Below are 23,553 nucleotides of genomic sequence, written 5' to 3' on the forward strand. Positions count from 1 at the left end.
GCGCCCACACCACCGTCAAGGCGCGCAGCGACGGAAAAGCCTTATAGAACGGAGATTTAGGAGACTAAGAGGAGAGATAACGAGAATTCGGAGGGCATTCCAGAGCATCAACTTCAAACAGCTCAATAAGCTGCAGCATGAAGTTAAAGTAATTTATTAAGAGTAAGATTTTTTCGGTATTACAGAAACGCTTCTGCTATTGATTCAAGCAGGGAGGGAAAAGGTGGAGAGTCGATCTGTAAGCCGGGTTCTGTCGAGGACAGTCATTCCTCTACGATGGCCATCACTGGACATCTTTAGCAACCTACCCGGTTCCAGCGCGGGCCACGCCTTGGAACCCTATTTGGTCTTGCTCCGAGTGGGGTTTACCTAGCCACGAACTGTTACCAGACGTGCGGTGCGCTCTTACCGCACCTTTTCACCCTTACCGGCACCGAAGTGCTTAGGCGGTTATTTTCTGTGGCACTTTCCGTAGGCTCACGCCCCCCAGGCATTACCTGGCACTCCGCCCTATGGAGCCCGGACTTTCCTCCCCCCTCTAATTTTCATAGAGGGCAGCGACTGTCCAATCGACTCTCCGCCGCGCAGGTTAACGGCAGAGCGCCCCAAGAACAAGCGCTAAAAGCCTTTGGCCACCCTGCCACGCAATTTATTGTTCTTTCTGTTTATTCAGCGCTACCTGATACAGGACATTCTTGCGCTCACCCGTGATCTCGGCTGCCAGCGCCGCCGCCCTTTTGAGAGGCATCTCCTTAAGCAACAGATCAAGAATGCGCATCGACTCACTACTGATCGCTTCATCACTTTCCGGTGCCGTCCATCCCGCCACCAGCACTACGCACTCACCACGCTGCTGGTTGCTGTCAGCCTCTACGAACTGGCGCAACTCGGAAAGAGGCAGCCCCTTGAGGGTCTCAAAGGTCTTGGTCAGCTCTCGAGCCAACAGTGCCGGCCGCTCACCACCGAATACCGCTTCCATGTCTTGCAGACACTCAAGAATGCGATGCGGCGCCTCATAAAAAATCAACGTGCGGGGTTCTTCCTTGACCAACTCCAGGCGCCCACGCCGCCCAACGGCCTTGGCCGGCAGAAACCCCTCGAAGATAAACCGATCCGACGGCAAACCTGCCGCCGACAGTGCCGCGATCAATGCACAAGCCCCCGGCACAGGAACCACATTGATGCCTGCAGCTCGAGCCTGCCGTACCAAGTGATAACCCGGGTCGGAAATCAGCGGCGTGCCGGCGTCGGAAATCAAGGCGACATCATCACCCGCCAATAAACGAGTAATGAAACGAGAGCCTTCATCACGCTCGTTATGCTCATGGCAAGCCGCCAATGGCGTGGAAATACCAAAGTGCTGCATGAGGCGCTGAGAGTGCCGAGTATCCTCGGCAGCGATCAAAGACACTTCGCGCAACAACTTAAGGGCCCGGGCACTGATGTCGTCCAGGTTGCCGATGGGCGTTGCCACCACATAAAGCGAGCCGGCAGCGGTATTCAAAGCACCTGGAGCAGTCAAAGGGCACACCTCTAGATCGAAAAAAGCACCATTGTAACGCGTTGAAGCCCTATCAATACGCCTGACGATCACTCAACAACCCAGCCCTTTGGTGCCTTTTAGGCACTACCGCAACATTTGCACCAGCTAAATAGACGGTTTATCACCAGCAACATCGCGCCCCGGCCAGCGCTTGGGTACAATTCCACGCTCATTTGATCGAGTATCAGGAACACTTACATGATCGCTTGCCTGCGGCTGTTTCTTGCCCTCTGCCTGGCTACCCTTTTGGTGGCTTGCGCCAGCTCGCCCTCTTCCAGCCTTGGCGAACTTCCACGGACACCGGATGCCAGCATCGAGCAATTGCTCGAACAGGCCGCCACCAGCAAAAGCCCGGACAAGGCAGCCCTGCTGCGCTTGAGCGCCGCAGACCTGGCATATCGCCAGGGCAACGCAGGACGCGCCGGACAAATCCTTCAGCAAGTGTCGCTGGATCAACTCAAACCTGCCCAGCAGATCTTCGCCAGCACCCTGGCCGCAGAGCTGGCCATGATCCGCAATCAGCCGAAGGCTGCGCTGACTGCGCTGAGCCATCAGAGCCTGCAACATCTCAGCGAACTACCTGCAACTCAGCAGATCCGCACCGGCAACGTTTATGCTCGCGCCCTGGAAGCAGACGGCCAAACGCTCTCTGCCGCCAAGCAGCGAATTCTTATCGCCCCCCTACTGAAAGATGATGCCGCGGCAAAAAACCATGAGGCCATCTGGGCACTGATTGCTGCCCTGCCCACCGACCAACTGCAAGCTGCAGGCAACGATGACCTGGCCGGCTGGCTGAGCCTGGCCCTGGCAGTCAAGACCGCCGGCACTCTAGAGCAGCAACAGTCGGCCATTGATAACTGGCGCGCGCAGAACCCAAAGCATCCTGCCGCCATTCAACTGCCACAACCGCTGACCCAGCTCAAAGAGCTGGCTAGCCAACCCGTTTCGAAAATCGCCCTGCTTCTGCCACAAGATGGTCCCTTGGCTTCGGTTTCCAAGGCCCTGCGTGAAGGCTTCATGGCCGCTCACTACCAGGCTCAGCAAGCAGGGCAAAAGCCGCCCAGCATTGAGTTTTACGACAGCTCGCGCTTGAGCTCCCTGGACGACCTCTACCGCAAAGCCCAGGCCGCAGGCGTGCAACTGGTAGTCGGCCCCCTGGAAAAACCATTGGTCAAGCAACTGGCCACACGCTCGCAACTGCCGATTACCACCCTCGCACTGAACTACAGCGAAGGCGAACAAGGCCCGGCGCAACTGTTCCAGTTCGGCCTGGCTGCCGAGGACGAAGCCCGTGAAGTCTCTCGTCGCGCCCGCGCCGATGGCCTGCATCGCGCCGCGGTACTGGTCCCCAAGGGCGAGTGGGGCGATCGCGTGCTCAAGGCGTTCCGCCAGGATTGGGAAGCCAACGGTGGCAGCGTGATCGGCATCGAACGAGTTGACCAGCCTGTCGCCTTAGCTCAGCAAATTGCCGACCTGTTCCGACTGCGCCAAAGCGAGAGCCGCGCCAAGAGCCTGCAGAGCACTGTAGGCACTCAAGTCGCCGCACAACCGTCGCGCCGCCAGGATATCGAGTTCATTTTTCTCGCCTCCACTCCACAGCAAGCACAGCAGATCAAGCCGACCCTGAACTTCCAGTACGCTGGCGATGTTCCGGTGTACGCAACTTCCAACGTGTTCAGCGCCAGCGGCGATCAGAATCAATACAACGACATGAACGGTGTAATGTTCTGCGAAACGCCTTGGCTGCTGGATGCCAACGGCCTTCTGCGTCGCCAGGTCACTGCACAATGGCCACAAGCTGGAGGCAGCCTCGGTCGCCTGTACGCAATGGGTGTCGATGCCTATCGCCTGGCGCCACGCCTGGGTCAGCTCAAGGCTCTGCCCGACAGCCGTATCGAAGGCGAATCCGGAAGCCTGGGCATGGCCGCCGGTCAGCGCATTGAGCGTCAACTGCCCTGGGCCAAGTTCGTCAATGGCCAGGTCACCCGCCTGCCCGACACACCGCGCTAATGATTCAAGGGTCACGCCAGCAAAGCGGAAGAGATGCCGAGAGCCAAGCACTCCGGCATCTCCAACAGCACGGGCTGCGCCTATTGGCGCAGAACTGGCTGTGCAAACGCGGCGAGCTTGATCTGGTCATGCTTGACGGCGATACAGTAGTATTCGTCGAAGTCCGCTACAGACAACACACGCAATGGGGTGGAGCTCTGGGCAGTGTCGATGGACGCAAGCGTCAAAAACTGATTCTTGCCGCGCAGATTTTCCTGCAACGCGAATCATGTTGGTCCAACCACCCCTGCCGTTTCGACGTGGTCGCCATTGAAGGCGCCCCGGGTGCAGAAGCCCGTTTGAACTGGCTACGCAATGCCTTTGATAGCTGAAAGACGCCTTCAGGCCGCACCCATTTTCACTCAACTTTTTTGCTCTTTGCTTTGCGGGCTGCACATTCACGTGCCACCAAGCCGCGCCACTTAAGGTCACACAGATGGACATGCAATCCCGAATTCGCCAGCTTTTTCAGGCCAGCATCGACACCAAGCAACAGGCGATGGACGTACTTGCACCGCACATCGAGCAAGCCAGCCAGGTCATGGTCAACGCCTTGCTCAACGAGGGCAAAATGCTCTCCTGTGGCAACGGTGGCTCCGCCGGCGACGCCCAGCACTTCTCCTCCGAGTTGCTCAACCGCTTCGAGCGTGAGCGCCCCAGCTTGCCCGCCATCGCCCTGACCACCGACAGCTCGACCATCACTTCGATTGCCAACGACTACAGCTACAACGAAGTCTTCTCCAAGCAGATTCGCGCTCTAGGCCAACCTGGCGATGTGTTGCTGGCAATTTCCACCAGCGGCAACTCGGCGAACATTATTCAAGCCATCCAGGCCGCACATGATCGTGAAATGATTGTCGTAGCATTGACTGGTCGCGACGGCGGCGGCATGGCCTCACTGCTACTGCCTGAAGACGTGGAAATTCGCGTACCGGCCACCGTCACTGCACGTATTCAAGAAGTCCACCTGCTGGCGATCCATTGCCTTTGCGACTTGATCGACAGCCAATTGTTCGGGAGTGAAGAATGACCCTTAATCGCCTTGGCCTTCTGGCCTTGACCTTGTGCCTCGGCATCACTGGTTGCAGCTCGGTGATTACCGCCACCCGCGACAAACCAATCGATGACGATCGCGGCACCCGCACCTTCGGCAGCAAGATCGACGATTCGCTGATAGAAACCAAAGTCGCCGTCAACGTTGCCAAGGCCAACCCGGATCTGGAAAACAACTCGCACATTGTCGTCACCAGCTTCAACGGTATCGTCCTGTTGGCCGGCCAGACACCGCGCCCCGACCTCAAGGCAACAGCCGAACAGGCCGCCAGCGAGGTACAGCGAGTCAAGAAGGTGCATAACGAACTGCAGGTGCTGCCACCATCAGGATTCCTGGCACGGCAGAACGATGGCTGGCTGACCACCAAGATCAAGACACAGATGCTCACCGACGCCAGCATTCCCGCTTCACGGATCAAGGTGGTGACCGAGAACGGCATTGTCTACTTGCTGGGCTTGCTGACCCAACAGGAAGCCGCCCAAGCCACCAATTTGGTACAGGGCGTCTCCGGCGTACAGAAAATCGTTAAGCTGTTCGAATACATCGACTGACAAAGCACTGCAGCAGATGCAAAAAAGGCGATCCATTCGGATCGCCTTTTTTATTACTTGACCACTTTCAGGCTCGGCCGGCCGCTAGGTCGCGGTGGCTCACTGCCCGGTGGAGGCAGGTCGTCATCCGGCTCAATATCGTCCTCCTCATCCAGAGGCGATTCCAGATCAAAGACCATGCCCTGCCCATTCTCGCGCGCATAGATCCCAAGGATCGCAGCAACCGGTACGTGCAGGCTGTGAGGCACACCGCCGAAGCGCCCCTCGAAAGTTACTGCATCGTTGTCCATATGCAGATGGCGCACGGCACTGGGAGAAATATTCAGAACAATTTGCCCATCGCTGGCGAAACCCTGAGGCACCTGTACAGCCGGGTAATCGGAGTTGACCAGCATGTGCGGGGTGCAATCGTTGTCCACAATCCACTCATAGAGCGCGCGGACCAGATAAGGTCGACTGGAGTTCATAGCGGCTCCTTAAGCCTCAGCGCATATCACGTTCGACGCCAGACAAACTTGCCTGGAAAGCCTCACGCGCAAATTGGCGGTCCATATAATCAAGCAGCGGCTTGGCCTGCCGCGGCAGTTCGATACCCAGGATTGGCAACCTCCAGAGTATGGGCAGTAGGCAGCAGTCCACCAGGCTTTGTTCCTCACTGAGGAAAAATGGCTTATCGGCGAACAGCGGGGAAACCCCTGTCAGACTTTCGCGTAATTCCTTACGCGCCTGCACCCGGACCGCCTCCTTGGTCCGCGAATCCAGAATCAGATCCACCTGCCCGCACCAATCACGCTGGATCCGATGGATGAGCAAGCGACTGTTGGCACGCGCAACAGGGTAAACCGGCAGCAATGGAGGATGAGGGTAACGCTCATCCAGGTATTCCATCACCACTGTCGATTCCCACAACGCCAGGTCCCGATCGACCAGCGTCGGCAAGCTCCCGTAAGGGTTCACTTCGATCAGTTTCGGCGGCTGACGCCCCGCCTCCACACTGATGATCTCGGCGCTGACACCCTTCTCCGCAAGCACAATGCGCACCCGGTGGGAATAGTGGTCGGCGGGGTCGGAGTAACAGGCCAACCGATTGGTCACGCCCATGGCGATCCTCCTCGCTTGTTGAAATTATCGGAAGCAGAAAAAACAAGCGCGCCCTCAGGGCGCCTCTGGTAACCCCCGAATGATACAGGGTTGTTACAGTTTCAGAGACGCCCCTGGGCGCGCATGTTCAACAACTGATGCTTAAAACGCTATCAATGCACATCCTTCCAGTATTCGCGCTTGAGCAGATAGGCGAATACGAAGAAGAAGGCCAGATACAAGAGCACGTAAGTACCGATGCGCTGGTGCTGCAGTTTGACAGGGTTGGCCGAGTAAGCCAGGAAGGTCACCAGATTCTTGACCTTCTCGTCGAACTGAGCCTCATTGAGAGTACCGGTACCCTCTTTGACTGTCAGCTGGTCGCACGCCTCGTGAGTCAGGGGCGTACCAGTCAGCGGATCGTATTGTTTCTTACCGTCTTCAACGATTTGCACCTGCTTGCAACCGACAACTTGACGCCCTTGCAGACCGACCAGGACGTTAGGCATACCAACGTTCGGGAAGACCTTGTTGTTCACGCCCCAAGGGCGCGCAGGATCTTCATAGAAGGACTTGAGGTAGCCATAAAGCCAATCGGTACCACGAACGCGAGCCACCAGGGTCAAATCTGGCGGCGCAGCGCCGAACCAGGTCTTGGCATCAGCCGGCTGCATGCCGATGTTCATGTGGTCACCGATCTTGGCACCGGTAAAAACCAGCTTGCTCAACATCAAGTCGTGAGGAATGCCCAAGTCATCGGCGACCCGCTCATAACGCTGGAACTTGGCGCTGTGGCAGCCCATGCAGTAGTTGGCGAAGGTACGCGCACCGTCTTGCAAGGCAGCCTTGTCGGACAGGTCAATATCAACCTTCTCCAACTCAGGACCCGCGGTATTCGCGAAAGACAACACAGGCATAGCAGCAAGAATCAGTACAGCAAATAGCTTTTTCATCAGCCAGTCACCCTTTCCGGAACCGGTTTGGTCTTCTCGAGCCTGGTATAGAACGGCATCAGAATGAAGTAGGCGAAGTACAGGAAGGTACACACCTGCGACAACAGCGTACGGCCTGGAGTCGGCGCCAACACACCCAACACACCCAGGATCACGAACGAGACGCAGAACACCAGCAGCCAGATCTTGCTCAGCCAGCCTTTGTAGCGCATGGACTTGACCGGACTCCGGTCGAGCCAAGGCAGCACGAACAGGACCGCAATTGCAGCGCCCATGGCGATAACACCCAAGAGCTTGTCTGGCACCGCACGCAGAATCGCGTAGAACGGAGTGAAGTACCAAACAGGAGCAATATGCTCAGGTGTCTTGAACGGGTTGGCCGGTTCGAAGTTCGGCTTCTCGAGGAAGTAACCACCCATCTCAGGGAAGAAAAACACGATCGAACAGAAGATGAACAGGAACACAACTACGCCGACGATATCCTTCACGGTGTAGTAAGGATGGAAAGGAATGCCATCCAGCGGGATACCGTTCTCATCCTTGTTCTTCTTGATGTCTACGCCATCCGGGTTGTTCGAACCCACCTCGTGCAACGCCAGAATGTGCAGCACCACCAGACCGAGAATCACGATCGGCAGGGCTACCACGTGCAGAGCGAAGAAGCGGTTCAGGGTAATCCCGGAAATCAGGTAATCACCACGGATCCACTGAGTCAGGTCGTCACCAATAACGGGGATCGCACCGAACAGCGAGATGATCACCTGGGCACCCCAGTAGGACATCTGCCCCCAAGGCAGCAGGTAGCCCATGAAGGCCTCGGCCATCAGCGCCAGGTAGATCAGCATGCCGAACAGCCACACTAGCTCACGAGGCTTCTGGTAGGAACCGTAGAGCAAGCCACGGAACATGTGCAGATAGACCACGATGAAGAACGCCGAAGCGCCGGTGGAGTGAAGCAAACGCAGGATCGCGCCGTACTCGACGTCGCGCATGATGTATTCAACGGAAGCAAAGGCTTCTTCCGCCGAAGGGGTGTAGCTCATGGTCAACCAGACACCAGTAACGATCTGGTTAACCAGAACCAGCAGTGCCAGGGAGCCAAAGAAATAGAAGAAGTTGAAGTTCTTCGGAGCGTAATACTTGCTGAGATGGTCTTCCCACATCTTGGTCGCAGGGAAGCGCGCATCAACCCAATCCATGAACTTGCTCATCACGCTTTCTCCGTGTCGACGCCAATGACGATGATGTCATCCGACTCATAGGAATGCGGGGGTACTGGCAGGTTCAGGGGCGCAGGCTGCGCTTTATAGACGCGACCAGCCAGGTCGTAGTGGGAGCCGTGGCAAGGGCAGAAATAGCCACCTACCCAGTCCTTGCCCAAATCAGCGGGCGCCACTTCAGGACGGAAGGTCGGAGAACAACCCAGGTGAGTACAGATTCCGATCAGCAGCAGAATCTCTGGCTTGATCGAACGCACTTCCGGATCGACGTAGGTTGGTTGTACCGAGTTCTTGGAGTCAGGGTCAGACAGCTGGCCCTCGATCTTTTTAAGATTCCCCAGGATTTCCTCTGTACGGCGGACGATGAATACCGGTTGACCACGCCACTCAGCAATCATCTGCTGACCTGGTTCGATCTTGCTGATATTCACTTTCACCGGTGCACCTGCGGCTTTCGCCTTGGCACTGGGAAACCATGACCCCACGAACGGGACCGCAGCCCCCACCGCTCCAGCAGCACCCACCACGGATGTGGCTGCTACTAGGAAGCGACGCCGGCCTGCATTCACGCCGTCATTGCTCATTCAGTCCTCTCCCATCAGCTTTGTGGCCTGTTAAATCAGGCATCTACTAAGTAAAAATCTGAACTTATAAAAATTTTGCCGAATGGTAATGAAAAGCCCCTATTCTGACAAGGTAATTACCAAGCCGACCCAGCCCGAAGCCTTGTAGTATAGGGCCTGCGCGGATGTGGCAAGTTGTCACAGCGCAAATTTCAGACAATAAAAAACGCCCAGCTCCGCGAGGAGACTGGGCGCTTTTGAACGCAGTAGCGAATTAACGCTTGGAGTATTGCGGACGCTTACGCGCTTTACGCAGACCCACTTTCTTACGCTCAACTTCACGTGCGTCACGGGTTACGAAGCCAGCTTTACGCAGAGCGCTGCGCAGAGTTTCGTCGTAATCCATCAGAGCGCGAGTGATACCGTGGCGGATTGCGCCAGCTTGACCACTTACACCGCCGCCGATAACGGTAACGTAGATATCGAACTTCTCAACAGTCTCGGTCAGCTCCAGCGGCTGACGAACTACCATGCGGGCAGTTTCGCGACCGAAGAAGTTATCCAGGGAGCGGTTGTTGATCGAGATATTGCCAGTGCCCGGACGCAGGAAAACGCGTGCGGTTGCAGTCTTGCGACGGCCAGTGCCGTAATTTTGAGTCGCCGACATAATGAACTATTCCGTTAAATCTTCAGTTCTTGGGGCTGCTGAGCAGTATGAGGGTGAGCAGCGCCCGCATAGACTTTCAGCTTACGGTACATGTCGCGACCCAGCGGGTTCTTAGGCAGCATGCCTTTTACCGCGGTCTCGATCACGCGCTCAGGGGCTTTAGCGATCAGCTTTTCGAAATTGATCGACTTGATGCCGCCCGGGAAACCGGAGTGGGAGTAGTACATTTTGTCAGTGGTTTTAGCGCCAGTAACACGTACCTGCTCGGCATTGATTACGACGATGTAGTCGCCGGTATCAACGTGAGGAGTGTACTCAGGCTTGTGCTTGCCACGCAGACGGCTCGCGATTTCGGTGGCCAGACGACCCAGGGTCTGACCAGCAGCGTCGACGACGAACCAGTCGCGCTTTACTGTTTCCGGTTTAGCAGTAAAAGTTTTCATTCTTTATAGCCTCAGGGGCCGCCCAGCAAAATAGACGGCGGATCTTACTGAATAGTGCGTACTTTGACAAGGTCAAAGGCAGCCGGATACAGACGCTATCGGGGGCTCGGGTCAGCGCGTCTGATATACGGCAAGATTCTTCGGCAGGCGGCGCATCACTTCCACTGCAGAAAGAGCTGCCGAATTATGCAGATTGCGAAAAAAAATTCAACCTGCTTTTATGATTGTTTTGCCAAGGGAGTACCCGATGGACTACCGCCAGCTGGGCCGAACCGATCTGAATGTGAGTGCGATTTGCCTGGGAACAATGACCTGGGGTGAGCAGAACACCGAGGCAGAGGCCTTCGCTCAGATCGAGCGGGCCAAGAATGCCGGAATCAACTTCATGGACACCGCCGAGATGTATCCGGTGCCCCCCAAGGCCGAAACCTACGCCACCACCGAACGCTATATCGGTAACTGGTTCAAGCAACGTGGCGACCGCGCCGACTGGGTCCTGGCCAGCAAGATCGCCGGCCCAGGCAACACCATCGACTACATCCGCGACAAACAACTCAAGCACAACCGCAAACACATAGTCGAAGCCGTGGATGCCAGCCTCAAGCGCCTGCAGACTGACTGGATCGACCTCTACCAACTGCACTGGCCCGAGCGCAGCACCAACTTCTTCGGCCAACTGGGCTACAAGCATCAGCCCGATGAAGACTTCACACCTCTGGAGGAAACCCTCGAAGCGCTGGACGAACAGGTCAAGGCCGGCAAGATCCGCCATATCGGCCTGTCCAACGAAACGCCCTGGGGCACCATGAAGTTCCTCGCCCTGGCCGAAAGTCGTGGCTGGCCTCGCGCGGTTTCGATCCAGAACCCCTACAACCTGCTCAACCGCAGCTTTGAGGTGGGCCTGGCGGAAATCGCCATTCGCGAACAATGCGGCCTGCTGGCCTACTCTCCATTAGCCTTTGGCTACCTGTCCGGCAAGTACGAGGGAGGCGCGCGACCAGCCAAGGCTCGACTGAGCCTCTACAGCCGCTTCAGCCGCTACTTCAACCCTCAGTCGGAAGCGGCCTGCGGCCGTTATGTGGCGCTGGCCCGCGAGCATGGTCTGGACCCGGCACAGATGGCCCTGGCCTTCGTCACTCAACAGCCGTTCGTGACCAGCAACATCATCGGCGCCACCACACTGGAACAGCTGGACAGCAACATCGCCAGCGCCACCTTGAAGTTGTCGGAAGAGGTCCTCGCCGGGATCGAGGCAATCCACAAGGATCACCCCAACCCTGCGCCTTAACTGGTCTACAGGAGCTGGCTTGCCAACGAATGGGCACGTCGCACCATTTGCCGGCAAGCCGGTCCCTACAGTGAACGGGCGATGATTTCCTTCATGATCTCGTTGGTCCCGGCATAAATGCGCTGCACCCGCGCATCGGCCCAGGCCCGGGCCACCGGGTATTCCCACATGAAGCCGTAGCCGCCGTGCAGTTGCACGCACTCATCGAGCACCTTGCACTGCAGATCGGTGCCCCAGTACTTGGCCATGGCCGCCGTCGGCACATCGAGTTTGCCCTGCAAATGCAGTTCCAGGCAGCGATCGACAAAGACCCGGCCGATCTGAATTTCCGTGGCCATTTCAGCCAGCTTGAAGCGGCTATTCTGGAAATCGGCAATTGCCTTGCCAAAGGCCTTGCGTTCGCGGGTGTATTCCAGAGTCCACTGCAACGCGGCCTCGGCACTGGCCAGGCCACCAATGGCCACGGTCAGGCGCTCCTGGGGCAACTCCTGCATCAAGTAGGCAAAACCAGCCCCAGCCTGCCCCAGCAGATTTTCCTTGGGCACTCGCACATCCTGGAAGAACAGCTCGGAGGTGTCCTGAGCCTTCATTCCAACCTTCTCCAGGCGCTTGCCCTTGGAGAACCCGGGTGTATCGGCCTCAACCAGAAACAGGCTGGTGCCCTTAGCTCCTGCCTTGGGATCGGTCTTGGCCACGACTATCACCAGGTCCGCCAGGTAGCCGTTGGTAATAAAGGTCTTGGACCCATTGATCACATACTCGTCGCCGTCGAGCACTGCCGTGGTCTTCACCCCTTGCAAGTCAGAGCCCGCACCCGGCTCGGTCATGGCAATGGCCGTGACCATATCCCCCGACACCAGACGGGGCAGGTATTTGCGTTTCAGCGCCTCACTGCCGTAGTGCAGGATGTAGGGCGCAACAATGTCCGAATGCAGAGAAAAACCAATGCCGGTCAGACCCAGACGGCCGATCGCCTCGATCACCACCGCACTGTAGAGAAAATCCGCCCCCAGACCTCCGTACTCCTCGGGAATGTGCGAACACAGCATCCCCGCCTCCCCAGCCTTGCTCCACAACTGACGGTCGATGAAGCCCTGTTTTTCCCACTCACCATGGAAAGGCACAGCCTCTTTTTCAAGGAACGTACGCACGCTGTCACGAAAGAGTTCATGCTCGGAACTGAACAAGGTTCTAGGGATCATGCAGGCACCTGTGATGTTGATTGATCATGGGTTGGCTGCCAGAGCCTAAGCCCAGGCACCTGCACGGGACACTGGACACATCCGACAAAAAATAAGACGATCCAGCCGTCTGGTGACCACTTTCCCCTATAAGAACAATTGAATTATGTCTAACCAAACCTCCACGCCCTTGCGGCGCGTCAGCATCCTGGCTATCAACCGGGTTTTCGCTTCCACCCTCATGCAGGCAAAAGATTTTTTTCATCTGGCCAGCCTGCGCTACGGCAAACAGCTGGGCCAAGGCCTGACTCCGGCGTTCGAAACTCGCCTGGTCAGCCCCGACGGCCAGCCAGTCTGCAGCTTCAGCAATGTGATCATGCCGGTGGACGGTGCGCTGGAAGATACCGATGTGATCATTCTCCCGGCCTTCTGGGATGATTTCGACACCCTGTGCCAGCGTTATCCACAAATACTGCCCTGGCTGCGCGCCCAGCACGCCCGCGGTGCGGTGCTTTGCGGTGAAGCCACCGGGGTTTTCTGGCTGGCTGAAGCCGGACTGCTCGACGGCAAGGAAGCCACCACTTACTGGCGCTTCTTCAACGCCTTCAGCGAGCGCTTCCCCAAGGTCCAGCTCAACCAGGACAAGCACCTGACAGACGCCGACAATCTCTATTGCGCCGGCGGCACCACCTCGGCCTGCGACCTGTACATTTACCTGATCGAACGCTTCTGTGGAGCCAACGTGGCCCAGGCCGTGGCTCGGGACATCCTCTATGAAGTGCAGCGCAGCTACGCCCCCGGACGCATCGGCTTCGGCGGCCAGAAACTGCATCAGGACGTAATCATCCTGCAGATCCAGCATTGGCTTGAAGAGCACTTCGCCGACAAGTTCCGCTTCGAGGACGTGGCTCGCGAACATGGCATGAGCATTCGCAATTTCATGCGCCGCTTTCAGACGGCTACCGGCGACAAGCCCCTGCACTACCTGCAGCGTCTACGCATCGAAACCGCCAAGGGCCTACTTTCGGGAACGCGCAAGAGCATCAAGACCATCAGCTATGAAGTCGGCTACGACGACGCCAGTTTCTTCGCCCGCCTGTTCCGCCAACACACCGAACTCTCACCCAATCAGTACCGCCAGCAGTTTCAGCAGCAGGCGGCATAAAAAAAGGGCCTGCAATGCAGGCCCTTTTTCATCGACTCGAGATTATGGCTTGTGCGCCCGCGACAGAAACTCGTGGGACTGCATCTCCAGCAACCGGCTGAGAGTGCGCTGGAACTCGAACGTCAGGCGCCCTCCGGTATAGAGGTCCTTGAGCTCGACCTCGGCGGAGATGATCAGCTTGACGTTGCGGTCATAGAACTCGTCGACCATGTTGATGAAACGCCGAGCAATATCATCCGTGGTAACACTCATCTGCTCCACGCCACTGAGCAGCACGGCATGAAAGATCTTGCCCAGTTCGATGTAGTCGTTCTGGCTACGAGGACCATCACACAGCTCACGGAAGTCGAACCAGGCCACATCATCACAGGTGCGCAGCGCACGAATTTCTCGGTTCTCGATGATCAATACATCGTTTTCCACCGCCTGAGTGCACTCTGGCGTCAGCGCACGGAAGCTCTTGCGCAGGCTTTCATGGGTAGCTTCATCCAATGGATAGTGAAACAGCTCCGCCTGCTCCAGATGCCGCAGACGGTAGTCGACGCCGCTGTCTACGTTGACGATCTCGGTGTTCTGCTTGATCAGGGCAATGGCCGGCAAGAAGCGCGCACGCTGCAGACCGTCCTTGTACAAGCCATCCGGAACGATGTTCGACGTCGCCACCAGGGTCACACCGTTCTTGAACAACTCTTCCATCAGGGTGCCGAGAATCATCGCATCGGTAATATCAGACACGAAGAATTCATCGAAGCAGATCACCCGCGCCTCTTGTGAGAAACGCTTGGCAATGATGGTCAGCGGATTCTTTTCGCCACCCAGGGTTTTCATTTCTTCGTGTACGCGCTTCATAAAGCGGTGAAAGTGCGTACGAACCTTTTCCTTGAACGGCAAGGCTTCGAAGAAGGTGTCTACCAGATAAGTCTTTCCACGCCCTACTCCGCCCCAGAAGTACAGCCCCTTGACCGGCGCCTGATCCTTCTTGCCAAAGAGCTTGCCGAGCAAGCCCGGCTTGTTTTGCTCGGCTGCAATCAGATCCTCATACAGGCGCTGCAGATGACGCACAGCGGTTTCCTGTGCCGCGTCATGAAAGAAGTCCGGGCGTTTCAGATCTGCTTGGTATCGTTCTAGGGGCGTCATAATTCGTTAGCAAGGCAACAAAAACGGGCCGTCACTTTAGCGACGGCCCTGGGGAATGGCAATCAGCCCTTGGTCGGGAAGATTCCGATTAGTCCTGCGCTGGGGTCAGCGCAATCCGCAGCGCATCAATGGCTGCGTCACGCGCGGCAGCGTCAGCGAAGGCTGGGCTGTCAGCCACGCAGGCGCCATCCAGCCAAACACTGAAACTGCCGGCTTCGCTACGCAGATCCAGCTCCTGCCCCGATTGCAGTCGTTTGGTCACCGCACCGGCAGCCTTGCCATCGGCGAAGTGACGCGACAGCAGCAACTGCTCGCCATCGGCGGACAGCAAGCGGAAACGGAAACTACCATCGTCTTCACGGAAGCTGATGAAGCGCGCGGCCTTGGCGGCCTTTTTCTTGGTCGTGGCGGCAACTTGCACCTGACTGGCAAAGGAGCGCAGGCCCACGGCCTCACGCAGCTCGGCAAGGAACGGCGTGGCCACAGCCCGAGCTTTGGCGGCACCGGCACGCAGAATGTCTTCAAGATCCCCGGGACGGGCGATCAACTGGTGGTAACGCTCACGAGCCTCACCCAATTCACCATCCAGCAACTGGAACAGGCGGTTCTTGGCTTCGCCCCAGCCCAGCCCCTGCAACAGCTCAGTACGGAACTCGGCAGCCTGCGTCGGGGTAGAAAATGCCTGGAACAGAGTGAACAGATGGGAGTTGTCCGGGTCCTTGGCCTCACCCGGCGCCTTGGAGTCAGTGACGATCCGCGAGATCGCGTCCTTCATGTCCTTGGCACTGGTGAACAAAGGGATGGTGTTGTCGTAGCTCTTGGACATCTTGCGACCGTCCAGGCCAGGCAGGGTGGCGACGCTCTCCTCGATCAGCGCCTCGGGCATGGTGAAAAACTCCTTGCCCTGGCCAAACAGATGGTTGAAACGCTGGCCGATGTCCCGAGCCATTTCCACGTGCTGGATCTGATCACGGCCCACCGGCACCTTGTGCGCGTTGAACATCAGGATGTCCGCGGCCATCAGCACCGGGTAGCTGTAGAGCCCCATGGTGATGCCGGCATCCGGGTCTTCACCGGCCTCGAGGTTCTTGTCCACCGATGCTTTGTACGCATGGGCACGATTGAGCAGGCCCTTGGCGGCTACGCAGGTCAGCAGCCAGGTCAGTTCCGGAATCTCCGGGATGTCCGACTGACGATAGAAGGTCACACGTTCCACATCCAGGCCGCCCGCCAGCCAGGTCGCCGCGATTTCCTGGCGCGAACGCTGAATGCGCAACGGGTCATCGCACTTGATCAGCGCGTGATAGTCGGCCAGGAAGTAGAAGGAATCGGCATTACTGTCACGGCTGGCAAGGATCGCCGGGCGAATCGCGCCAGCGTAGTTGCCCAGGTGCGGGGTACCGGTGGTGGTGATGCCGGTGAGGATACGCGTACGAGTAGTCATGGGTAATCGCTTATCAGACTGCTATCAATTCGAAAGTCGCGGCAGCACCAGATCCTTGAGATCAGTGAGCTTGCCATGAAAAAAGTGCCCGCATTCTGCCACTTTCAGCAGCTCATGGGGGCGAACAAGCGCGTCGGACCAGTCATAGACCGCTTGAGGGTCAATGACTTCATCGGTTTCCGGCTGGATCAGGGTCAGCGGGCAGTTTTCTGGCAACTGGTCGGTATCCCGCAGACGGGTCACCGCCGCCGCCACCATGAACAGGTGCTTGAGCTGCACGCCCTGGGCCTCCAGGCGCCCGCCAAGGCTGGCGGCGACAAAACCGCCGAAGGAGAACCCCAGCAGGGTCAATGGCAGTTCAGGATGTTTGGCCTGCAACCACTGGGCGGCAGCCTGGGCGTCATCGATTTCGCCACTGCCCATGTCGTGACTGCCTTCACTGGCACCAACACCCCGGTAGTTGAAGCGCAAGGTAATCAGGCCGGCATCCCGCGCGGTGCGCTGCAAGGTGGACACCACCTTGTTGAGCATGGTGCCACCCTGCACCGGGTTGGGGTGGCAGATCAGTGCCACGCCACGAGGATCGGGCACCTCCAGATACAGGGCTTCCAATTGGCCCACCGGGCCGGCAATCACTACAGGGGTTTCACGCATTAGCAAGGAAGGAACTCCGTGACCTCGAAGGGGGTCGACTCGTCTAGCAAATGGTCTGTGCCAATCTATTGCGAGTGAATCGCGGTATACAGCGCAGGTTCGAGCCGTTAACGTAAAGCAAAGCCGTTTATAGAGGAAGGACTCGTGGAACACTCGCTCTTAGTTTGGTTGTTGCCGACTCTTGCCCTGGTCGCGGGTGTCGCCATTGGATTCCTGGTTGCTCGCCTGCTGCCCAATGCCGCGCCTAACCGCACGCAGCGTCAGTTGGACGATATTCAGGAACGTTTCGACAATTATCAAAATGAAGTGGTCACCCATTTCAACAGCACTGCCACCCTGGTGAAAAAGCTCACCCAGAGCTATCAGGAAGTGCAGGACCATCTCGCCGAGGGTGCCAACCGCCTGGCCCTGGACGAACTGACCCGGCAACGCCTGCTGGCCGCACTGCATTCCGAGTCGGCACAAGCTCCACGGGAGCGCCTGACTCCACCGCGGGATCAGGAGCCACCACGGGACTACGCGCCGAAGACGCCAAACGCTCCGGGCATGCTCGACGAGCACTACGGCCTGAAGAAGTAACCGCTTCAGTCATTAAAAAGCCCGCCCGATTTGCATCGGGCGGGCTTTTTTGTACCTGGGATTGCAGTCGAGTCGATCAGTACTGCTGGTAGGGCTGCTGGTACTGCTGACCTTGCTGCTGATACTGCTGGCCAGGAATCGCCTTGAGGTTGACCTCTACACGACGGTTCTGCGCACGGCCATTGACGTCGGCGTTGCTGGCAATCGGATTGTCCGGACCAGCACCGCGAGCGGACAGGTTGGCACTGCTCACCCCCTGAGACGTGAGGTAGGTCGCCACGCTCTGGGCACGACGCTGGGAAAGGTCCATGTTGTGCTGACGGCTGCCAGTGCTGTCGGTGTAGCCGACGATCTCGATCTGGTTCTGGTTGAACTCGCGCAGGGAGTTGGCCAGGTTGTTCAGCGGTTGATAGAAGCTTGGGGCGATATTCGCCGAATCAGTGGCGAACGTGATGTTGCCCGGCATGATCAGCTTGATCTGATCACCCTGACGCTGCACTTCAACCCCGGTATTGGCCATGCTGGCGCGCAGTTTCTTCTCCTGCTGGTCGGCGTAGTAACCGTAACCGGCGGCGGATGCTCCCACCACCGCGGCACCGATCAACGCGCCCTTGCCACGGTTATTGTGGTCAATGGCAGCACCGGCCAATGCACCAGCCAGGGCACCCAGGCCACCGTATTTTGCAGTTTTGCTCATGCCCGACGAGCCGCCGTCGGCCTGCCCCTGATTGTCATAGGGGTTAGGCGAAGCGCAGCCGGACAACAAGGCCACAGCAGTAGCGACAACAATCAAACGACGCGAGGTGAACATGGAAAACTCCTACATTTTGCATTCTGTGGTGCAGCGGACGTTGGCAACAGACCTTAGCTAGCGTTGGAACACACAGAGTGGCAAAAATTCCGTCAGCGGCCTGGCTAAAAGTCAGGCCCTCACAAACGGATTCTGGCGCATCTCATCGCCCAATCGAGTGTCTGGACCGTGCCCGGCAACCACTGTGGCATCTTCATCAAGGGTATACAGACGCTGCTTGATCGAACGCACCAGGGTGGCCTGATCCCCACCCCACAAGTCCGTGCGCCCGACCCCACGCTTGAACAGCGTGTCGCCGGCAATCAGAAGCTTAGCCTCGGAAAACCAAAAACTCATGGAACCCGGAGTGTGCCCGGGAGTATGCAGGGCCACGCCGCAACCGCAGTCCAGTTCTTCATCGTCGCCCAGCCAGCGGTCCGGGGACGGAACAGGCGTGTAGGGTACGCCGAACATGCTGCATTGCATCTCAAGGTTGTCCCACAGGAACTGGTCGTCCTTATGCAGATGCAAAGTGGCGCCGGTCTTTTCCTTCATCTGCCCGGAGGCGAGAAAATGATCCAGGTGCGCATGGGTATGAATGATGCTCACCACCTTCAACCCCAGGGCATCGAGGCGAGCCATGATCAAATCGGGATTGCCTCCCGGATCGACAACTATGGCTTTCTTGGTCAGCGGGTCGCCAATGATGGTGCAGTTGCACTGCAAAGGGCCGACGGGGAAGGTTTCGCGGATAAGGCTGGGTTTGGCGGCGTCCATGGAAGCGTTCCAGAAAAAATCGATGGCCCATTCTGGCACAGCTCGCCGCCAGCACTCACTCAGAACGCCAGTTGCAGCGTCTCCTCCCCCTCCAGCGCCAGCAGGAACTGCTTGGCTTCAAGCCCTCCGGCAAAGCCGGTCAGGCTCCCCGATGCACCGATCACTCGGTGACAGGGGGCCACAATCGAGATCGGGTTCCGGCCATTGGCTGCGCCCACCGCCCGCACCGCCTTGGGACTGCCAATCTGCTGGGCGATCTGGCTGTAGCTGCGGGTCTCACCGAAAGGAATGGTCAGCAAAGCCTGCCAGACCTTGCACTGAAACTCGGTACCGACGAAATCCAGCTCAAGCTCGAAGCGCTCACGGCTGCCTGCAAAGTATTCCCGAAGCTGGCGCTCGGCTTCCAGCAGCATGGGATGATCAACCGCCTCCTGCAACGGCCCGAGACGTACCCGGTTCTGCCGTTCGTGCTCCCAGAGAATCGCCGCCAGCTTGCTCCCTCTGGCCACCAGGGTCAGTTGGCCAACGGGGGACGGCATCAGTTTGAATACGCAGGACATCTCAGGTCTCCTTCAATCCGTCAGTGGAATCGGACCCGGAACCCAGTGGTCCATGGCCGTCCTCTTAGTACGCCAACACTGTAAAACGAGATTCAAGCGCAAGAACCACGTTTCTTGCGCTTGAACTCGACGGCGAAGCAATCTGAGTGCCGAGCGGACCCGAAGCTAATCGTCCTCATCCACCAGGAAACAGTTGTCACTGCTACTGCGCTGGCCATAAGGGTCAACAATGAATGCCCCGCGCCCCTGGCCGCATTCGAGCAGGTGCACCGGGGACAATTCGCGCTGCCGGTCGATCTGCGCATTGAAGCGCATGATGTAGATCCCCAGGGAGATCGATACACAGAGAATCAGCACCAGGCACAGCACCAACTGATCGGTGTAGCTGGCGCCGGCCTTATCAGCATGCAGTGATGACATGCTCGGATCCCGCCCGCTCAACACTGTGGCCAATCAGTAACCAACTCAGGGGACCGCCCCCTCCCAGGCGCCCCAAAGGTGCCTGGGAAGGCAGGACGCAGGCCATCAGGACGAGAAGTATCAGGACCAGTAGGATTCCTTTGACTACCGAAATCAGGTTCATGGCTGTGCCACGCTCTGGAGTTAAGAAGAGCCCGAGCTTAGAGACGGCCGGGTTAACACCGGGTAAACATCCGCAGAAACCGGCCTGACTCCGCTATCCTTCGGCCCATCGAGCGCCAAGGGTCCAAGGGGACGTTTCCGTGCATATTCAACTGCTATTGGTCGAGGACAACCTCGACCTGGCCAACACCGTCATCGAGTACCTGGAAATCAGCGGCATCGTCTGCGACCACGCCAGCAATGGCCAAACCGGCCTTAACCTGGCTTTAAGCCAGCACTACGACGTCATCCTGCTGGACATCATGTTGCCGCGACTGGACGGCCAGCAGCTGTGCCAACAGTTGCGCCAGCAAGGCAGCCAGACGCCGATCCTGATGCTCACCTCGCTGGACGCCCTTTCCGACAAACTCGCCAGCTTCGCCGCCGGGGCCGACGACTATCTGGTCAAGCCCTTTGAAATGGCGGAACTGGTGGCCCGAATCCGAGCCCTGAGCATGCGCCGCAGCGGCCAGGCAAGCCGCCTGCAAGTGGCCGACCTGGTGATGGAGCTGTCTACCCGCAAGGTCAGCCGCGCCGGGCAAGAGCTGCATCTGTCACCCATTTGCTGGACCCTGCTGGAGTGCCTGATGCGTGCCAGTCCGGAACCGGTAACCCGGGAACGCCTGGAGGCAACGATCTGGGGCGACGAGCCCCCGGACAGCAACACCCTCAAGGTGCACATGCACCGATTGCGCAAGACCGTGGACAAATCCTTCGGCCAACCGTTGATCCACACCCTCCCTGGTATTGGCATTCAGATGAGGTCACATGCGTAACGGTCTGGGTCTGAAATGGGTGATCAGCGGCAGCTTCCTGCTGCTGATTGCCGTGGTGTTGCTGATCTACAGCCTGCTGCTGCCCGAATACAGTGTCCGTGGCCTGCTCTATACCGCCAGCGCAATGATGGAGGAGGAAGCCCAGTACTTCGCCAGGCATTACAAGAAAGATCCAAACACCCCACCGCCGCACAACTACTTCTATACCAGCGTCATCGGTAAAGAGGCGCTGCCGGAGAAAATCCGTCAGATGCTGGACACCCCACCCAGCCTGTCCTTCGGTGCGGTGCAGGTGTTTGGCGACCTGGAGTCCGATGACGAGGATGAAGGGCGGGCGGTACTGGCCCAGCCGCTTAGCGACGGCAAGACCCTGTACATGTACGACGTCGACCACGACCAGGAAGAAGGCGGTGAAGTGGAGACGCCACTATCCGACGCCTACATCGAGCGAGAGTTGCGCGGCGTCAACTTCATCAGCCTGGCGGTGTTCGTCCCGGCGCTGATTATCATTGCCCTGCTGGTCTGGTGGCTGGTACGGCCCCTGGGGCGCCTGGCCCAATGGTCCTCCACCCTCAAGGATGCGGACGCGGTATCCAGTCAGCGGCCGAGTTTCGGCTTCAAGGAGTTCAACATGCTGGCCGATGCCCTGGCCCAAAGCGTGCAGCAGGTGCAGGCCGCCAGCCTGCGCGAAGGCCGCCTGCTGCGCTACACCAGCCATGAGCTGCGCACCCCACTGGCGGTGCTCAAGGCCAATATCGAACTGCTGACCTTGCAATCCGGCGGCGTCCTGCCGCCGCCCCTGCAACGTATCGAGCGCTCGGTATTGAACATGCAGCGCATCGCCGAAACCTTGCTGTGGATGAGTCGGGAACTGCCAGAACCCTTGCCCGAGGAGCCCATCGACATGAGCGGCCTGGTCACTGAATTGATCGAGGAACACCGCTACCTGATCGGTACACGGGATATCGAACTGCGGCTGAACATCAGCAGTACCCCTTGCCGCCTGCCTCTGACCGCCTGCCGCATCGTGGTGGGCAACTTCCTGCGCAATGCCTTGCAATACGCCGATGAGGGCAGTGTCGAGATCAATTTCGACTACCCACAACTGCGCATCGTCAACCGCATCCGGGAAGCCAAGCAGTTGGAGCCATCCAACGACTTTGGCTATGGCCTGGGCTTGGAACTGATGCGGCAACTCAGTGCCCGGCTCGGCTGGCGCATTGAGGTGCTGATGGAACAGCAACGCTTCACGGTCACCCTGGACTTCAATGCCGCCCCGCCCGCCGAGGAGCTGCCTGCACCGCAGAGCGCTCCAGAGGCGTAAAGTTGAAAACCATCGTCCTGGCCGAGATCGGTTAAGGCCAGGAAATACCTGTTCACAAGCGATGAAAAAACTGCCTAGACCCCGCCCTTTCCGACAGCGTTTGTGAGTATCGTTGACGGACAAGAAACCAAGCCCGGGAGGCTTGTCGGTGCATAACTTGCTTGCAGGAAGCGGGCTGCATCTTTCGCAGTGCACTCTAGAGCCGGATCAGAACGAGGTTCGCTGTGGCCGCCTACAATCTGCGTCAACTCAAGTACTTCATCACCACCGTCGAATGCGGCAGCGTCGCTGAAGCGTCACGCAAGCTGTATATCGCCCAGCCGTCGATCTCCACCGCCATCAAGGGCCTGGAGGACAGCTTCGGCGTGCAATTGCTGATCCGCCACCACGCCCTGGGTGTGTCCCTGACCCCAAGTGGTGCACGCTTCTACCGCAAGGCTCAGGAACTGCTGCGCATGGCCAAGGAGTTCGAGCAGAACGCCCTGGCGGACAACGACGTGGTGGCCGGACAGATCGACATCGGTTGCTTTGAAACCGTGGCACCGCTGTATCTGCCGCAGTTGATCGCCGGCTTCAGTGCCCTGTATCCCGGGGTGGAAATCCGCATCCGCGATGGCGAACAGCAGGAACTGGTACAGGGCTTGACCGGCGGTGCGTTCGACTTGGTGATCCTGTACGAGCACGAACTGGACGGCACCATCGAAACCGAACCACTGATGCCACCGCAACGGCCCTATGCGTTGCTTCCCGCCGACCACCGCTACGCCCAGCAGGCCCAGGTTTCACTGCGTGACCTGAGCCTGGAACCAATGATCCTGCTGGATGTGCAACCGAGCCGGACCTACTTCGTCAGCCTGTTCGAGGAACTGGGATTGACGCCACAGATCGCCTTCAGCTCGCCCTCCATCGAGATGGTGCGGGGCATGGTGGGCCAGGGCTTCGGCTTTTCGATTCTGGTAACCCGCCCCCACTCCCAGTGCTCCTACGACGGCAAGCCGGTGGTGTGCGTGGATATTGTCGAGGACGTGACCGGCTCCGGCCTGGTGGCGGCCTGGCTCAAGCGTGGCCAGTTGACCAAGCCGGCGCGCCTGTTCGCCGATTACTGCAAACAGCACCTGGCCCGATAACCCCGGG

The 23,553-nt window shown here is 58.3% G+C and carries 26 protein-coding genes and 1 other RNA gene; 10 read left to right on the top strand and 17 right to left on the bottom strand.

The genetic code is table 11. The features are described 5' to 3' along the window. Nucleotides 1–223 precede the first annotated feature (223 nt). Nucleotides 224–577: RNase P RNA component class A (gene rnpB / locus WIN67_RS25190), an RNA gene on the bottom strand. 72 nt (nt 578–649) lie between these two features. Continuing rightward, nucleotides 650–1,522: a 16S rRNA (cytidine(1402)-2'-O)-methyltransferase gene (gene rsmI / locus WIN67_RS25195; RefSeq protein ID WP_102860316.1), complete on the bottom strand. Its 873-nt coding sequence runs from the start codon at nt 1,520–1,522 to the stop codon at nt 650–652. A gap of 219 nt (nt 1,523–1,741) precedes the next feature. Between rsmI and WIN67_RS25200 the strand changes: the two genes are divergently transcribed. From WIN67_RS25200 to WIN67_RS25215, 4 genes are all read left to right on the top strand, one after another. Beyond that, entirely contained in the window at nt 1,742–3,553 is a 1,812-nt protein-coding gene (locus tag WIN67_RS25200) for a penicillin-binding protein activator (protein WP_339070177.1), read from the top strand. Beyond that, nucleotides 3,553–3,924: a YraN family protein gene (locus WIN67_RS25205; protein WP_339070178.1), complete on the top strand. Its 372-nt coding sequence runs from the start codon at nt 3,553–3,555 to the stop codon at nt 3,922–3,924. The genes WIN67_RS25200 and WIN67_RS25205 overlap by 1 nt, the downstream gene beginning before the upstream one ends. Nucleotides 3,925–4,028: 104 nt before the next feature. Then, nucleotides 4,029–4,622, top strand: a complete 594-nt coding sequence (locus WIN67_RS25210) for a phosphoheptose isomerase (protein ID WP_015636934.1) — start codon at nt 4,029–4,031, stop codon at nt 4,620–4,622. Next, nucleotides 4,619–5,197 carry a BON domain-containing protein gene (locus WIN67_RS25215; protein ID WP_102860313.1) on the top strand — a complete coding sequence of 193 codons (579 nt, stop codon included), beginning with the start codon at nt 4,619–4,621 and terminating at the stop codon, nt 5,195–5,197. Before WIN67_RS25210 ends, WIN67_RS25215 begins: the two co-directional genes overlap by 4 nt. A gap of 53 nt (nt 5,198–5,250) precedes the next feature. Here the strand turns inward: WIN67_RS25215 and WIN67_RS25220 are convergent, their stop codons facing one another. The 7 genes from WIN67_RS25220 to rplM all read right to left on the bottom strand — a co-directional run bounded on the left by WIN67_RS25220 (nt 5,251) and on the right by rplM (nt 10,123). After that, nucleotides 5,251–5,664 (bottom strand): ClpXP protease specificity-enhancing factor, encoded by a 414-nt coding sequence (locus WIN67_RS25220; protein WP_102860312.1) that lies wholly within the window; start codon nt 5,662–5,664, stop codon nt 5,251–5,253. A 16-nt stretch (nt 5,665–5,680) separates the two neighbouring features. Further along, nucleotides 5,681–6,298, bottom strand: a complete 618-nt coding sequence (locus WIN67_RS25225) for a glutathione S-transferase N-terminal domain-containing protein (protein ID WP_102860311.1) — start codon at nt 6,296–6,298, stop codon at nt 5,681–5,683. 152 nt (nt 6,299–6,450) lie between these two features. Beyond that, nucleotides 6,451–7,230, bottom strand: coding sequence for a cytochrome c1 (locus WIN67_RS25230; RefSeq protein WP_102860310.1), 780 nt, complete (start codon nt 7,228–7,230; stop codon nt 6,451–6,453). Beyond that, nucleotides 7,230–8,441, bottom strand: a complete 1,212-nt coding sequence (locus WIN67_RS25235) for a cytochrome b (RefSeq protein ID WP_102860309.1) — start codon at nt 8,439–8,441, stop codon at nt 7,230–7,232. Before WIN67_RS25235 ends, WIN67_RS25230 begins: the two co-directional genes overlap by 1 nt. Continuing rightward, complete coding sequence (gene petA / locus WIN67_RS25240) at nt 8,441–9,034, bottom strand: ubiquinol-cytochrome c reductase iron-sulfur subunit (protein ID WP_102860308.1); 594 nt, start codon at nt 9,032–9,034, stop codon at nt 8,441–8,443. Before petA ends, WIN67_RS25235 begins: the two co-directional genes overlap by 1 nt. Nucleotides 9,035–9,287: 253 nt before the next feature. Beyond that, nucleotides 9,288–9,680 (bottom strand): 30S ribosomal protein S9, encoded by a 393-nt coding sequence (rpsI, locus tag WIN67_RS25245; RefSeq protein WP_003228056.1) that lies wholly within the window; start codon nt 9,678–9,680, stop codon nt 9,288–9,290. A gap of 14 nt (nt 9,681–9,694) precedes the next feature. Then, nucleotides 9,695–10,123, bottom strand: a complete 429-nt coding sequence (gene rplM, locus WIN67_RS25250) for a 50S ribosomal protein L13 (protein ID WP_007928449.1) — start codon at nt 10,121–10,123, stop codon at nt 9,695–9,697. A gap of 247 nt (nt 10,124–10,370) precedes the next feature. Between rplM and WIN67_RS25255 the strand changes: the two genes are divergently transcribed. Beyond that, the gene (locus tag WIN67_RS25255) at nt 10,371–11,411 is read left to right on the top strand and encodes an NADP(H)-dependent aldo-keto reductase (RefSeq protein ID WP_339070179.1); all 1,041 of its coding nucleotides are present in this window, start codon (nt 10,371–10,373) and stop codon (nt 11,409–11,411) included. A gap of 65 nt (nt 11,412–11,476) precedes the next feature. Here the strand turns inward: WIN67_RS25255 and WIN67_RS25260 are convergent, their stop codons facing one another. Continuing rightward, nucleotides 11,477–12,613, bottom strand: a complete 1,137-nt coding sequence (locus WIN67_RS25260) for an acyl-CoA dehydrogenase family protein (protein ID WP_339070180.1) — start codon at nt 12,611–12,613, stop codon at nt 11,477–11,479. A gap of 244 nt (nt 12,614–12,857) precedes the next feature. On the opposite strand from WIN67_RS25260, the gene WIN67_RS25265 reads away from it, so the two are divergent. Further along, a complete protein-coding gene (locus tag WIN67_RS25265; protein WP_170001537.1) occupies nt 12,858–13,757 on the top strand; it encodes a GlxA family transcriptional regulator in 900 nt (299 codons plus the stop codon). Between the two features lie 42 nt (nt 13,758–13,799). Here the strand turns inward: WIN67_RS25265 and zapE are convergent, their stop codons facing one another. The 3 genes from zapE to WIN67_RS25280 form a co-directional block, all read right to left on the bottom strand. After that, nucleotides 13,800–14,894 carry a cell division protein ZapE gene (gene zapE, locus WIN67_RS25270; protein WP_339070181.1) on the bottom strand — a complete coding sequence of 365 codons (1,095 nt, stop codon included), beginning with the start codon at nt 14,892–14,894 and terminating at the stop codon, nt 13,800–13,802. 88 nt (nt 14,895–14,982) lie between these two features. Next, the gene (locus tag WIN67_RS25275; RefSeq protein WP_339070182.1) at nt 14,983–16,338 is read right to left on the bottom strand and encodes a tryptophan--tRNA ligase; all 1,356 of its coding nucleotides are present in this window, start codon (nt 16,336–16,338) and stop codon (nt 14,983–14,985) included. Nucleotides 16,339–16,362: 24 nt separating this feature from the next. Beyond that, a complete protein-coding gene (locus WIN67_RS25280; RefSeq protein ID WP_110652239.1) occupies nt 16,363–16,992 on the bottom strand; it encodes an alpha/beta hydrolase in 630 nt (209 codons plus the stop codon). Nucleotides 16,993–17,136: 144 nt separating this feature from the next. Between WIN67_RS25280 and WIN67_RS25285 the strand changes: the two genes are divergently transcribed. Continuing rightward, entirely contained in the window at nt 17,137–17,571 is a 435-nt protein-coding gene (locus tag WIN67_RS25285) for a YhcB family protein (RefSeq protein ID WP_102880880.1), read from the top strand. A gap of 76 nt (nt 17,572–17,647) precedes the next feature. Here the strand turns inward: WIN67_RS25285 and WIN67_RS25290 are convergent, their stop codons facing one another. From WIN67_RS25290 to WIN67_RS25305, 4 genes are all read right to left on the bottom strand, one after another. Further along, nucleotides 17,648–18,382: an OmpA family protein gene (locus WIN67_RS25290; protein ID WP_102860300.1), complete on the bottom strand. Its 735-nt coding sequence runs from the start codon at nt 18,380–18,382 to the stop codon at nt 17,648–17,650. A gap of 111 nt (nt 18,383–18,493) precedes the next feature. Further along, nucleotides 18,494–19,138 (bottom strand): MBL fold metallo-hydrolase, encoded by a 645-nt coding sequence (locus tag WIN67_RS25295; RefSeq protein ID WP_102880881.1) that lies wholly within the window; start codon nt 19,136–19,138, stop codon nt 18,494–18,496. A gap of 59 nt (nt 19,139–19,197) precedes the next feature. Continuing rightward, nucleotides 19,198–19,698 carry a methylated-DNA--[protein]-cysteine S-methyltransferase gene (locus tag WIN67_RS25300; protein ID WP_265073732.1) on the bottom strand — a complete coding sequence of 167 codons (501 nt, stop codon included), beginning with the start codon at nt 19,696–19,698 and terminating at the stop codon, nt 19,198–19,200. A 165-nt stretch (nt 19,699–19,863) separates the two neighbouring features. After that, nucleotides 19,864–20,118 carry a hypothetical protein gene (locus WIN67_RS25305; protein ID WP_102880883.1) on the bottom strand — a complete coding sequence of 85 codons (255 nt, stop codon included), beginning with the start codon at nt 20,116–20,118 and terminating at the stop codon, nt 19,864–19,866. A 302-nt stretch (nt 20,119–20,420) separates the two neighbouring features. Here WIN67_RS25305 and WIN67_RS25310 point away from each other — a divergent pair, with 302 nt between their 5' ends. The 3 genes from WIN67_RS25310 (at nt 20,421) to WIN67_RS25320 (ending at nt 23,546) form a co-directional block, all read left to right on the top strand. Beyond that, nucleotides 20,421–21,095, top strand: a complete 675-nt coding sequence (locus tag WIN67_RS25310) for a response regulator transcription factor (RefSeq protein WP_339070183.1) — start codon at nt 20,421–20,423, stop codon at nt 21,093–21,095. Continuing rightward, nucleotides 21,088–22,419 (top strand): HAMP domain-containing sensor histidine kinase, encoded by a 1,332-nt coding sequence (locus tag WIN67_RS25315; RefSeq protein WP_339070184.1) that lies wholly within the window; start codon nt 21,088–21,090, stop codon nt 22,417–22,419. The genes WIN67_RS25310 and WIN67_RS25315 overlap by 8 nt, the downstream gene beginning before the upstream one ends. A gap of 224 nt (nt 22,420–22,643) precedes the next feature. Next, nucleotides 22,644–23,546 (top strand): LysR family transcriptional regulator, encoded by a 903-nt coding sequence (locus WIN67_RS25320; RefSeq protein ID WP_102860294.1) that lies wholly within the window; start codon nt 22,644–22,646, stop codon nt 23,544–23,546. Nucleotides 23,547–23,553: the final 7 nt, after the last annotated feature.

The organism is Pseudomonas idahonensis (genome assembly GCF_037903935.1).
Classification (GTDB): domain Bacteria; phylum Pseudomonadota; class Gammaproteobacteria; order Pseudomonadales; family Pseudomonadaceae; genus Aquipseudomonas; species Aquipseudomonas danubii.

Excerpts from the sequence above, each read along its gene's own strand:
- WIN67_RS25225 (WP_102860311.1), bottom strand. The coding sequence starts at position 6,298 with ATGGGCGTGACCAATCGGTTGGCCTGTTACTCCGACCCCGCCGACCAC.
- rplM (WP_007928449.1), bottom strand. The coding sequence starts at position 10,123 with ATGAAAACTTTTACTGCTAAACCGGAAACAGTAAAGCGCGACTGGTTC.
- WIN67_RS25235 (WP_102860309.1), bottom strand. The coding sequence starts at position 8,441 with ATGAGCAAGTTCATGGATTGGGTTGATGCGCGCTTCCCTGCGACCAAG.
- WIN67_RS25230 (WP_102860310.1), bottom strand. The coding sequence starts at position 7,230 with ATGAAAAAGCTATTTGCTGTACTGATTCTTGCTGCTATGCCTGTGTTG.
- WIN67_RS25300 (WP_265073732.1), bottom strand. The coding sequence starts at position 19,698 with ATGTCCTGCGTATTCAAACTGATGCCGTCCCCCGTTGGCCAACTGACC.
- WIN67_RS25255 (WP_339070179.1), top strand. The coding sequence starts at position 10,371 with ATGGACTACCGCCAGCTGGGCCGAACCGATCTGAATGTGAGTGCGATT.
- WIN67_RS25200 (WP_339070177.1), top strand. The coding sequence starts at position 1,742 with ATGATCGCTTGCCTGCGGCTGTTTCTTGCCCTCTGCCTGGCTACCCTT.
- WIN67_RS25290 (WP_102860300.1), bottom strand. The coding sequence starts at position 18,382 with ATGTTCACCTCGCGTCGTTTGATTGTTGTCGCTACTGCTGTGGCCTTG.
- petA (WP_102860308.1), bottom strand. The coding sequence starts at position 9,034 with ATGAGCAATGACGGCGTGAATGCAGGCCGGCGTCGCTTCCTAGTAGCA.
- WIN67_RS25305 (WP_102880883.1), bottom strand. The coding sequence starts at position 20,118 with ATGTCATCACTGCATGCTGATAAGGCCGGCGCCAGCTACACCGATCAG.
- rpsI (WP_003228056.1), bottom strand. The coding sequence starts at position 9,680 with ATGTCGGCGACTCAAAATTACGGCACTGGCCGTCGCAAGACTGCAACC.
- WIN67_RS25260 (WP_339070180.1), bottom strand. The coding sequence starts at position 12,613 with ATGATCCCTAGAACCTTGTTCAGTTCCGAGCATGAACTCTTTCGTGAC.
- WIN67_RS25295 (WP_102880881.1), bottom strand. The coding sequence starts at position 19,138 with ATGGACGCCGCCAAACCCAGCCTTATCCGCGAAACCTTCCCCGTCGGC.
- WIN67_RS25205 (WP_339070178.1), top strand. The coding sequence starts at position 3,553 with ATGATTCAAGGGTCACGCCAGCAAAGCGGAAGAGATGCCGAGAGCCAA.
- WIN67_RS25275 (WP_339070182.1), bottom strand. The coding sequence starts at position 16,338 with ATGACTACTCGTACGCGTATCCTCACCGGCATCACCACCACCGGTACC.
- zapE (WP_339070181.1), bottom strand. The coding sequence starts at position 14,894 with ATGACGCCCCTAGAACGATACCAAGCAGATCTGAAACGCCCGGACTTC.
- WIN67_RS25315 (WP_339070184.1), top strand. The coding sequence starts at position 21,088 with ATGCGTAACGGTCTGGGTCTGAAATGGGTGATCAGCGGCAGCTTCCTG.
- WIN67_RS25210 (WP_015636934.1), top strand. The coding sequence starts at position 4,029 with ATGGACATGCAATCCCGAATTCGCCAGCTTTTTCAGGCCAGCATCGAC.
- WIN67_RS25280 (WP_110652239.1), bottom strand. The coding sequence starts at position 16,992 with ATGCGTGAAACCCCTGTAGTGATTGCCGGCCCGGTGGGCCAATTGGAA.
- WIN67_RS25215 (WP_102860313.1), top strand. The coding sequence starts at position 4,619 with ATGACCCTTAATCGCCTTGGCCTTCTGGCCTTGACCTTGTGCCTCGGC.
- WIN67_RS25220 (WP_102860312.1), bottom strand. The coding sequence starts at position 5,664 with ATGAACTCCAGTCGACCTTATCTGGTCCGCGCGCTCTATGAGTGGATT.